Below are 11,731 nucleotides of genomic sequence, written 5' to 3'. Positions count from 1 at the left end.
CCGCCGCCGGGCGAGCCAACCGGCTGGCGGCGGACACGCTCGGCGCCGACCCGGCGTCCGACCGGCCGGCGGGCGAACCGGTACCCGCCCGGATCTCGTAACCGCGGCCTCGCTCGCCGCCCACCCCTCGACTGACAGGAGTCCCCCGATGCCCCGCAGCATGGCGCACATGTTCCGCGACAGCCTCACCGCCCGGGAGGATTCGTCGACGTACCGTTTCCTCGACGACGGCGAAGGCCAGCCGAACGCCCTGCTCGATCGGGAGCTGGATCGGCGCGCTCGCGCGCTGGCTGTCGCCCTGCTCGCCAGGTTCCGACCCGGGGACCGGGTCATCCTCGCCTGCCCGTCGGGCCCCGACTACCTGACCGCCTTCATCGGCTGCCTCTACGCCGGGGTGGTGGCGGTCCCGGCGTACCCGATCGAGGGTGGTAACTCCGCGCGGTCCCTGTCGAAGCTGCACGGCATCGCCGCCGACTGCCAGGCGGCGGCGCTGCTCGTACCCCAGACCAGCCCGGAGCAGGACGCCATGTACACGGCGCTCGATTCGGTGCTCGCCACCCTGCCCCGGATCGGCCTCCAAGAGGTGACGGCCGACCCCGACGACTGGCGGGAACCCGACCTGGACGGGGACGACATCGCGTTCCTCCAGTACACCTCCGGCTCGACCGGGCAGCCCAAGGGCGTCATGGTGACGCACGGGAACCTGCTGGCCAACCTGGCCTGCATCGATCGCACCTTCTTCCCGCCCGAGGTGGAAGGCCGGCACATGGTGACGTGGCTGCCGCCGTTCCACGACATGGGGCTCATCGGTGGACTGTTGGAGCCGGCCTTCGGCAGGTTCCCGGTGACCGTGATGGACCCGATGTCCTTCCTCAAGCGGCCCGTACGCTGGCTCAGGGCGGTCAGTGACATGCGGGCGTCCATCAGCGGCGGACCCAACTTCGCCTACGAGCTGTGCCTGTCGAAGGTCACACCGGCAGACCTGGAGCAGCTCGACCTGTCGAGCTGGGACGTGGCGTTCAACGGTGCCGAGCCGGTGAAGGCCGCCACGATGGAGCGCTTCACCTCCTACTTCGCCCCGACCGGCTTCCGCTCCTCGACGTTCTTCCCCTGCTACGGGCTGGCGGAGAACACCCTGATGGCCACCGCCTCGCGGCGCCTTGAGGACCCGGTGGTCAACCGCTTCGACCCGTCCAGCGTCGAGGAGGGACAGGTCAGGCCGAGCGAGGAGGGCCGCGATTTCGTCAGCTCCGGTCTGGTCGGTGCGGGCGGCGATCTCGCCATCGTCGACCCCGACACCGCCCACCGGTGCCCGGACGGGCAGGTCGGAGAGATCTGGCTGCACGGGCCGTGCGTGGCCCGAGGCTACTGGGGTCGCCCCGAGGAGGATTTCGTCAGCCGGATCGACGGCGACGAGCGTGCCTGGTTCCGCACCGGTGACCTCGGGTTCGTCCTCGACGGCGAGTTGTACGTCACCGGACGCATCAAGGACCTCGTCATCGTCAACGGGCGTAACGTCCACGCCCACGACATCGAGAGCTCGCTGGCCGGTGCCCACCCGGCGCTTCGGCCCGGGGTGGCTGTCTGCCAGATCGTCGAGGACGACAGCGGTCGCCTGCTCGTGGTCAACGAGGTACTGAAGGCACCCGAGCCGGAGCAGGCGGCGGAGATCGTCGCTGCGATCCGCCGGGTCGTGTCGCGGGAGCACGATCTGGCGGTCGACGAGATCGCGCTGGTGCGTCGCGGCGGCATCCTCAAGACGTCGAGTGGGAAGACCCGACGCCGGGCGATCGCCAGCGCCTACCTGCGCGGTGAACTCGCGGCGGTCCACACCTGGTCGAGGGGCGGTGCGCAGACCTCCACCGACACCCCGGCGACGGCGACCGCCGACCGTACGCCCGCCGGAGCCCCGGCGACGGCTGCCACCGGCACCCCGGCGTCGGCGGTCGCGGACCGGCGGCCGGATCCGCGCGAGCTGACCACCTGGCTGCGCGAGCAGGTGGCCGCCGCCGCCAAGGTGTCGGTCGGTCAGGTCGACGTCGGTGCGCCGCTGGCCGAACTCGGGCTGGGTTCGAGTGACCTGGTCGGGTTGGCCGGGAGCCTGGAGACCCGGGTCGGCACCGAGGTGCCGGCCACCCTGCTGTGGGAGTACCCGACCATCGAGGCGGTCGTCGGCCACTACTGCGGCACGTCGTCCGCGTCGAGCGCCGAACAGGTCAACCGGCCGTCGGGCAGCGCGGGCGAACCCATCGCCGTCGTCGGCATGGCCTGCCGTTTCCCGGGCGCGCCCGACCTCGACGGGTTCTGGGACCTGCTGACCGCCGCCCGTGACGCGATCACCGAGGTGCCGGCCGACCGGTGGGACGTCGACGAACTCTACGACCCGACCGGGGCGACGCCCGGCTCCATGCGTACCCGATGGGGTGGTTTCGTCGACGGGGTCGCCGACTTCGACGCCGACTTCTTCGGGATCTCGCCGCGAGAGGCGGCCGAGATGGACCCGCAACAGCGGATGTTCCTCGAGGTCGCCTGGGAGGCGCTGGAGGACGCGGGGATCCGGACGGACGACCTGGCCGGTTCGCGTACCGGTGTGTTCGTCGGAGCGGCGACCAGCGACCACGCCAAGCTCGCCACCCGCGACCTGGCGTCGATCACCGCCTTCACCGGAACGGGGAACGCCGCCAGCATCATCGCCAACCGGCTCTCCTACCTGCTCGACCTGCGCGGGCCGAGCATGACGTTGGACACCGCCTGCTCGTCGTCGCTGGTGGCGCTGCACCAGGCGTGCGAGAGCCTGGCCTCCGGTACGTCGTCGATGGCGGTGGCCGGCGGGGTCAACGTCATCCTCGGGCCGGAACTGGCGGTCAACTTCAGCCGCGCCGGGGCCATGGCCGCCGACGGACGGTGCAAGACCTTCTCGGCCGCTGCCGACGGCTACGTCCGCAGCGAGGGGTGCGGCGTGGTCGTGCTCAAGCCACTGTCCCGGGCGATCGCCGACGGGGACCGGATCTACGCCACGGTGCTCGGGTCGGCGGTGAACCAGGACGGCCGCACCAACGGGCTGATGGCCCCCAGCAGCGCCTCCCAGAAGGCGGTGCTGCGTGACGCGTACGCCGCCGCAGGTGTCGCCCCGGACACGGTCGAACTCGTCGAGGCGCACGGCACGGGCACCTTGCTCGGCGACCCGATCGAGGTGTCTGCTCTGGCCGAGGTCCTGACGACCGGGCGGTCTGCGGACAACCCGCTGCTCGTCGGGTCGGTCAAGAGCAACATCGGGCACCTGGAGGCGGCTGCGGGAGTGGCCGGGTTCATCAAGGCCGCCCTGGCCCTGCACCGGGGCAGCATCCCGGCGAGCCTGCACTTCGACGAGCCGAACCAGCACATCGACTTCGAGGGCCTGCGCGTCGACGTCGTCACGGAGGCGCGGAAGTGGCCCGGATCCGGCCCCCGGCACGTGGCGGGGGTCAGCTCGTTCGGCTTCGGTGGGACGAACGCGCACGCGGTCCTGGCGACGCCGCCGGTGCAGGCGGACCAGGATCTGACCCAGGCGGGCGGCCCGCTGCTGCTGCCACTGTCCGCCAGGGACGACGAATCGCTGCGCCGCCTCGCGGGCCGGTACGCGTCGATCCTGGCGTCGAGCACGGCCGCGCAGGCGCGGGCGATCTGCGGGGCTGCGGCACGCAGGCGTACCGCCCACCCGTACCGGGCGGTGGGCTCGGCCGGATCGGTCCCCACGCTGGCGGCGATGCTCAGGACGTGGTCCCGGGGGCAGGACGCGGAGGGTGTGTCGACGCGTCGGGCCAGCACCGGAGGCCCGACGTCCACCGTCGCCGTCTTCCCCGGGCAGGGCAGCCGGTGGTGGCCGCTCGCGGCGGACCTGCTCGACAGCGGCGGCGCTTTCGAAGAGACGCTTCACCGGGCCGACGCCTGGTGCCGGAAGCACCTCGACTGGTCCCTCCTGGAGGACATCTCCATGCCGGACGGCGGGCAGCTGGCGCGTAGCCCCCGTCTCGCCCAACCCGCCCTGGTAGCCACCCAGGTGGCGCTCGCCTCCTGGCTGGTCGAGCACGGTGTGCAGATCGGATTGGTGGTCGGGCACAGCGTGGGCGAGATCTCCGCCGCCTGCGTCGCCGGTGCCCTGGATCTCGAAGTGGGTCTGCGGATCGCCGCGGCCCGTGGGGAGGCGATCGAGTCGTCCGCCGTCCCGGGTGCCATGGCGATGGTCGCGCTCGACGCCGAGGAGACCAGGAAGCGTCTGGAGGGCATGCGGAGATCCGACCTCTGGATCTCGGCCGAGAACGGGCCCGGCTCCACCATCCTGTCCGGCAGCGAGGAGGCCGTGGCGGTCTGGCTCGCCGCAGCCGAGGAGGACGGGGTGTTCTCCCGCTCCCTGGCGCAGGTCACCTTCGCCTCCCACTGCCCGATGATGGACACCGTCCTGCCCGCCTTCCGTACCGGCATGGGGGAGGTGTCCAGCGGCCCGACCCGCATCCCGATGCTCTCGACCGTTCTCGGTCGCGTGGTGGACGGCGACCGGCTGGGCACCGACTACTGGCTCGACAACCTCCGCCAGCCGGTGCTGTTCGACTCGGCGATCCGCGCCGCGCTGGAGCAGGGGTGGCAGCGGTTCACCGAGATCGCCATGCACCCGGCGCTCACCCGGGCGATCCAGGACCGCATCGACGACGACCAGGTGGACGCGGCGGTCATCGAGACGGTCCGGCGGGACTCGCCCGCCCTGCCCGCGTTGTGGCGGGCCGTCGGTGAGGCGTTCTGCAGCGGCGCCGACATCGACTGGGACGCCGTGTACACCGGCCGACGCATGGTCGACCTCCCGGTCTATCCGTGGAACCACGATCGTCACCTCGGCGTGGTGGCGTCGCGGGCGGCCCACGTGCCGTCCGGCGGGCACCCGATCGTGCACACGGTGGTGGAGGCCGGCGCTGAACCAGGTCTGTGGCTGGGCGTCGGCGAGGTGGCCGTGGACCGGCTGCCCTGGCTGGCCGATCACCAGGTGGCGGGGGCGGCGGTGCTGCCGGCGACCGCGATCCTCGACGCCCTGCTCGCGACGGCCCGGACGGCCCTGAGCCGGGACGACATCCAGCTCGAAGAGGTCGAACTGGCCTCGATGGTCCCGATCGGCCAGGCCGACGAGCCCGCCACGCAGGTGCGGATCGTGCTGCGCGACCGGTCCGGCAAACCGGCCGAGGCGGAACTGCTCTGGCGGCGGCCGGACGCGGCGGTCTGGACACCGGCGGCGCGGTCCCGGGTCGCGGATGCGGTCAGCCTGGAGACGCCGCCCGTCGAGGTGGCGCAAGACCGACGCACGGTCGCCCCGCCAAGGCTGTACGCGACCTTCGCCGCCGTGGGCATCGACTACGGGGACGCCTTCCGTGGCATCCGGTCCGCCTGGGCCGCCGACGGTGCGAGCGGTGGGACCGTGGCGCACGAGGAGGGCTGGCGCTCCGGACCGCACCCGGCCGAACTGGACGCCTGTCTCCAACTCGCCGCCGCCGGACTGGTCGACACCGTCCAGACCGGACCGCGAGTGCCCGTCCGGGTGGGCGGTTTCTCCTGCGTACCCGTGAGCGAGGGCGATCTCGACGTGGTGTGCGTCGGTTCCCCGACCGACGGTTACCGGATCGAGGTACGCGACCAGACCGGTCGGCTGGTGGCCCGGCTGGAGGGTCTCGAACTCTCCTCGCCCGGCCGCCACGACGAGGGCCTGCCGCTGCACCAGGTGACCTGGGAGGAGGCCACCGACCAGGCGGCCGGGCAGCCGAGCGCCCCTGGTCACTGGGTGGTCGTGTCGGCGGGCGAGACGGTCGACGCCCGGGTGGCGTCCCTCCTCGCGGACCGGTCCACGACCGTCGTACCGCAGGATCTGGACCGGGCGCGCCTGGCGGAGTTCCTCCGCGCCGAGTCGCAGCAGCACGGGGCGGCGATCGGCGTCGTGCATGCCCTCGCCTTGGCCGACCCGGCCGACGACGACGCGCGGCACGGCCTCGACCTGGTGGGATCGCTGGTGACGGTGGCGCAGGCCATGCGGTCGACGGGGCCGTCGGCGGCGGCGAGCCTGGTCGTGCTCACGGCGGGCGCCCAGGAGGTACGCGGGCAGGCGCGGCCGGACAGCGGGCCGGCAGCCCTGTGGGGAGCCGCCCGGACGCTCGTGGTGGAGGCGCCGGAACTGGGCGTACGACTGGTCGACCTGCCCGACGGACCGGACGGGGCGGCCGGGCCGAACCTGGACACCTTCCCCTCGGGCACCGAGGCGGCGTGGCGCAAGGACCGGTGGTGGGTGCCCCGCCTGCGCCGATTCGACCCGGAGGACCCGGCCGGGTGGCCGCTGCGCACGCTCCAGACTGGCCGGGAACGCGATTTCCGGCTGCTGGCGAAGGAGCCTGGTGACCTCGCCAGCCTGGCGCCGTTCGCCTTCGGCGTCGCGGCTCCGGCAGCCGGGGAGGTTCTGATCGACGTACGGGCCGCAGGGCTGAACTTCAACGACGTGCTCAAGGCGCTGGGGTCCTGCCCCGGCGTGGAACCCGGTCGGGTGCCGTTGGGCGCCGAATGCTCGGGTGTCGTCGCGGCCGTCGGCGAGGGAGTGACCCGGGTCCGGGTGGGCGATCCGGTGATGGCGGTGGCCGCCTCCAGCTTCTCCGGCCGGGTGGTGGCACCGGAGGCACTGGTCGCGCGGCTCGACGCACAGGTCGACCTCACCGAGGCGGCCGGGGTGCCGATCGCCTTCCTCACCGCCGCCTATGCCCTGGAGCACATGGCCCGGCTCGCGCCGGGCGAGACGGTGCTGATCCACTCCGCTGCCGGTGGGGTCGGCCTCGCGGCGATGCAGATCGCTCGTCGCTGTGGGGCGACGATCCTGGCCACGGCCGGCACCGCCGAGAAGCGGGAACTGCTGGCCTCGCTGGGAGCCGCCCACGTCTACGACTCGCGGAGTCTCGACTTCGCCGACCAGGTGCGTGCGGACACCCAGGGCAAGGGCGTCGACGTGGTGCTCAACTCGTTGGCCGGAGAGGCGCTGCGGGCCAGCCTGGCCCTGCTGGCGGAGAACGGGCGGTTCGTCGAGATCGGCAAGCGCGACATCTACGACGACTCCTCGATGGGTCTGTCGGTGCTCGCCCGCAACCGCAGCTTCATGGCGGTGGACCTGGAGGCGTTGTTCAACCGGCGGCCGTCGGCGATCACGCCGGTGTTGGATGCCGTCGCCCGGGCGTTGGGCGCCGGTGAGCTGACGCCGGTGCGGACGAACGTCTTCCCGATGGCGCAGGCGACAGAGGCGTTCACCACCATGGCCAGGGCCAAGCACATCGGCAAGATCGTCCTGGTGCCGGACGGCGTCGAGGACGTGATCGTCGCCCCCGGGGCCGCGCCGGTGCGGCGCGACGCCAGCTATGTGATCACCGGTGGACTCGGAGACCTGGGGTTGGAGGCGGCCCGTTCGCTGGCCGAGCGGGGCGCGGGTCGGCTCGTACTCCTGTCCCGCAGCGAGCCCGCCGAGGCGGCCCGTACGCGTCTGGACGAGATCACCCGCACCACCGGCGCAGACATCGTGGTGGCCAGCGCCGACGTCGGTGACGCGGACGCGTTGGCTGCCGTCGTGGCCCGGGCCGGTGCGGGTGGGCTGCCCGTCCGGGGCGTCGTCCACGCCGCAGGCGTGCTGGCCGACGCCGCGCTGGACGAGCAGGACGCCGCCTCGCTACGTCGCGTCTGGACGGCGAAGGCCCGGGGCGTGGTCAACCTGGCCCGTGCGTGCGAAGACGCCGACCTGGACTTCTTCGTCACCTACTCGTCGGCGGCGGGCGTCCTCGGTTCACCCGGCCAGCTCAACTACGCCGCCGCCAACGCGTTCGTCGACGCCTGGGGTCGCGGTGCGCGCCGCCGGGGAGTCCCGGTGGTCAACCTGGTGTGGGGACCGTGGGGTGAGATCGGCCTCGCCTCGCGCCAGGGCAGCGACGTGGCGCTGGCCAGGCTGGGGCTCAAGCCCATCGACGCCGATCTGGGGCGCGCGGTGTTCGACACCGTGACGGACGTACCGGCCGAGGTCGTCGTGCTTCCGATCGACGCCGCCGCCATCGCCCAGATGTCGGCCGACGACCTGCCGGGGCTGTTGTCCGGGCACGCGGGAGCCGGATTCGGCGGCGCGGATTTGGACTCGGCCGTCTCGGGCCTCGCCGACGAACTGCTGAGCCTGCCCCCGGGGCGTGCCCGTCGGGCCGCCGTCGTCGAAGCCTGCCGCAACGAGGTCGCCGCCGTGTTGCGCAGTTCACCGGAGGCGGTGGCGTCGAGCCGACCGTTCTCCGAGATGGGATTCGACTCGCTGATGTCCCTGGAACTGCGCAAGCGACTGCAACGCCTGACCGGTGTGTCGCTGCCCAGCACGGTGGTGTGGCGATACCCGAACGTCGACGCGCTCGCCGAGCAGTTGGCCGCCTCCATGGGCGTCGACCTGGGGAGCCAGCAGCCGGCGCGGGTGGAGACGGAACCAGAACCGCAGACCGGGCCGGACGACGACCTCGCCGACCTGTCGGAAGACGAGCTGGAGAACCTCCTGCGGTCCACCCTGCACGACCTGGAGAACTCGGATGGCTGAAACGGCAGCGGGATCCGGCACCGCCGACACCCTGCGGCGTGCCCTACGGACGATCACGGACCTGAAGCAGCGCCTGGCACAGGCGCAGCAGGCCCAACAGGCGGCGCGGGCGCCGATCGCCGTGACGGGACTGGCGTGTCGGTTCCCCGGCGCTGACGGGCCGGAGGCGTACTGGCGGCTGCTGTCCTCCTCGGACAGCGGGATCGTCGACATCCCGGAGGAGCGGTGGTCCGTCGATCGGTACTACGCCGATCAGCCGGGCAAACCGGGCCGGACCATGGCCCGCCGGCTCGGTCTCGTGACCGACCTGGAGCGGTTCGACCACGGCTTCTTCGGCATCGGCGCGGACGAGGCGTCCGACATGGACCCGCAACAGCGGCTCGCGCTGGAGCAGGCCTGGTTGGCGCTGGAGGACGCGGGCATCGACCCGACCAGCCTGGCCGGCACCAGGACCGGCGTGTTCACCGCGGTCTGCACGTACGACTTCGCCCTGTCGCGGTTCCGGGACGTGGCCGGGATTACCGCCCATTCGAGTATCGGCACCGCCCACGGTGCCGTGGCGGGGCGGATCAGCTACACGTTGGGGCTGGCCGGGCCGTCGCTCTCGGTCGACACGGCCTGCTCCTCGTCGCTGGTGGCACTGCACCTCGCCTGCCGCAGCCTGCGGGACGGGGAGTGCGACCTGGCGTTGGTGGGCGGAGTGAACGCGTTGGTCTCCCCGTCCACCAGCATCGCCTTCTCCCAGCCGGGGATGGTCTCCCGCAGCAGCGAGTCCAGGCCCTTCGACGAGCGGGCGGACGGCCCGGTCATCGGGGAGGGCTGCGGTTTCGTCGTGTTGCAGCGCAGCGCGGACGCCGAGCGTGACGAGCGGCGCGTCCGGGGCTTGATCCTCGGCTCGGCGGTCAACCACAACGGCCGCACCGCATCGCTCACGACGCCGTCGGTGGACGCCCAGCGTCAGACGGTGGCGGCGGCGTTGGAGGCTGCCGACGTCTCCGCCGCCGACCTCGACTACGTCGAAGCGCACGCCTCCGGCACCCCGTACGGGGACATCATGGAGGTGGAGGCGCTGGCGGGCCTCACCGCCGACCGGGACAGGCCGCTGTTTCTCGGCAGCTGCAAGGGGCACGTGGGGCACCTCCAGGCGGCCGGCGGCATGGCGGCCCTGCTCAAGCTGCTCCTTTCGATGGAGCACGGGCGGATCCCCGCCACCCTCGGGCTGGAACGGCCGAACCCCGGGTTGCCACCGGCTCAGGCCGGAGTCGAACTGGTGACGGCCGCCCGGGACTGGCCCTCCGGAACGGAACGCCGGATCGCGGGAGCCAGCGCGTTCGGCTTCACCGGTACCAACTGTCACATCGTCGTCGCTGCGGCGGATCCGATCCCACCTCGCGCCGAGGCCGGGCCGAGCGGGAGCTGTGTGCTCGCGCTCTCCGGTCGCGACGAGCGGGATCTCCAACGGGCCATCGCAGCCATGCGCACGTTCCTGGTCGAGGATCCGACCAGGTCGTGGCCTGACGTGGCACGGTCGTGGAACTGCGGCCGTACCCACTGGGGTTGGCGAACGGCAGTCGTCGCGTCTGATCCGTTGGCGGCTGCCGAAGCCCTGCGGACGGCACCGGCCCACCCGCCGGTGCCGTCCGCAGGGATCGCGTTGCACCTGGGCGAGTCCCTGATACCCGACACCGGGTGGGCGGAGACGCTGCGGAGCGTGCCGCTTCTCGCAGCGCTCGACGAGCAGTGCCGCGCCGCCGCCGATGGCGCGAGCGAGCCGGTGATCCGGCAGTGCGTGGTCGCCCGGGCCCTGCTCGCGGTGGGTGTCGTGCCGACCGTGGTCACCGGCGTCGGGGTCGGTGAGATCGTGGCGGCGTACGTCGCGGGTGCCATCGACCTGGCCGGTGTGGTCCAGTTGGTTTCCGGCGCTGTGCCGCCCGCAGGCGTCGCGGCGCGGACCCCCGAGATCCCTTGGGCGCCCGCCTCGCTCGGGCGGCTGTGGCCGTGGCAGGAGGTCCCCGGTAGCGCGCAGTGGCAGAGCGCCACCCGCGAGCCCGCACGGTGGCCGGGCTGCTTCGACGCGGCTGACGACCTGGACACCACCGGGTGGCTCGCGATCGGAGCCGATCCGGCCGCCGACGACCCCTTCCGCAGGACGTGTCAGGAGCGCGGTCGCGCCCTGTGGACGGTGGGGGAGGCGGCCGGAGGCCCCGGCGAATGGTGGTGGCGGACGTTGGGCTGGTGTTACGAGCTGGGTGCGTCGGTCGACTGGCGTACGGCGCTGCGGGGCGTCGGACATGTCGTCGGTGTTCCGACGCACGGCTTCGATCGTGAGGTCACCGTGCCGTTCCGGTGACCGGGGCGGCACGGTCGGTGGTCGCGGTCTGCTGGAGCTGGGCCAGCAGACCGGACGACACCAGCTCCGCGATCGCCTCGACGTGTTCCAGGATGAAGAAGTGGTCACCCGGGAACACGCGTTGTGCGAACGCGCCGTGGGTGACCTCGGCCCACGAGGTGGACGAGGTCACCGACACCGACGTGTCCGACAGGCCGTTGAGCGCGGTCACCGGGCAGTGCAGCAGCCGGCCCCGGTGGTACTGGTAGGTGGACAGGGCGCGGTAGTCCGCCCGGATCACCTGTAGCGCGAGCGCGCGCAACGCCGCGTCGTCGAAGATCCGGCGGTCGGTGCCACCGAGGTCGCAGATGTGCTCGATCAGCTGGGTGTCGTTCAGCAGGTGCTTGTCGCCCTTGGCCCGCGTCGCCGGATCACCCCGGCCCGACACGTAGAGCGCCACCGGTTCTCGCTCCTCCGAGGCCAGGATGCGGGCCGTCTCCAGGGCGACGAGCGAGCCCATGCTGTGACCGAGCAACGCGACCGGCCCGTCGACACAGGTCAGGATCGCCTCGGCGGTCTTCGCCGCCAGCTCGCCGATGGACCGGGAGAAGGGCTCCTGGATCCGGTGTGCCCGCCCCGGGTACTGGACGACCATCGTCGCCAGCCAGGGCGGGCAGGCCCGTACGAGCTTCAGGTAGGCGGCGGCCGAGCCGCCCGCGTGCGGGCAGACGACGAGGGTCGCCCGGGGATCCTCGGGTACGGGCGTCATGGTGACCAACCACGGCGACGTGGGTCGG

General features: G+C 72.5%; 3 protein-coding genes. 2 read left to right on the top strand and 1 reads right to left on the bottom strand.

Annotated features, from left to right (window positions below; genetic code table 11):
- Positions 1-148 precede the first annotated feature (148 nt).
- Both FF096_RS03935 and FF096_RS03930 read left to right on the top strand, forming a co-directional pair.
- On the top strand, positions 149-8,605 hold the full coding sequence (locus FF096_RS03935; protein ID WP_155215042.1) for a type I polyketide synthase: 8,457 nt from the start codon (positions 149-151) through the stop codon (positions 8,603-8,605).
- The gene (locus tag FF096_RS03930) at positions 8,598-10,955 is read left to right on the top strand and encodes a polyketide synthase (protein ID WP_155215041.1); all 2,358 of its coding nucleotides are present in this window, start codon (positions 8,598-8,600) and stop codon (positions 10,953-10,955) included. Before FF096_RS03935 ends, FF096_RS03930 begins: the two co-directional genes overlap by 8 nt.
- Here FF096_RS03930 and FF096_RS03925 read toward each other — a convergent pair.
- Entirely contained in the window at positions 10,936-11,703 is a 768-nt protein-coding gene (locus FF096_RS03925; RefSeq protein WP_196222448.1) for a thioesterase II family protein, read from the bottom strand. The two genes, FF096_RS03930 and FF096_RS03925, sit on opposite strands and share 20 nt — an antisense overlap.
- Positions 11,704-11,731 lie beyond the last annotated feature (28 nt).

Origin of the sequence: Micromonospora sp. CP22 (assembly GCF_009712475.1) — a bacterium.
In the GTDB taxonomy this organism is placed as follows: domain Bacteria; phylum Actinomycetota; class Actinomycetes; order Mycobacteriales; family Micromonosporaceae; genus Micromonospora.
The sequence above is the reverse complement of the archived record's forward strand: the minus strand, read 5'-3'. Positions and strand labels throughout refer to the sequence as shown.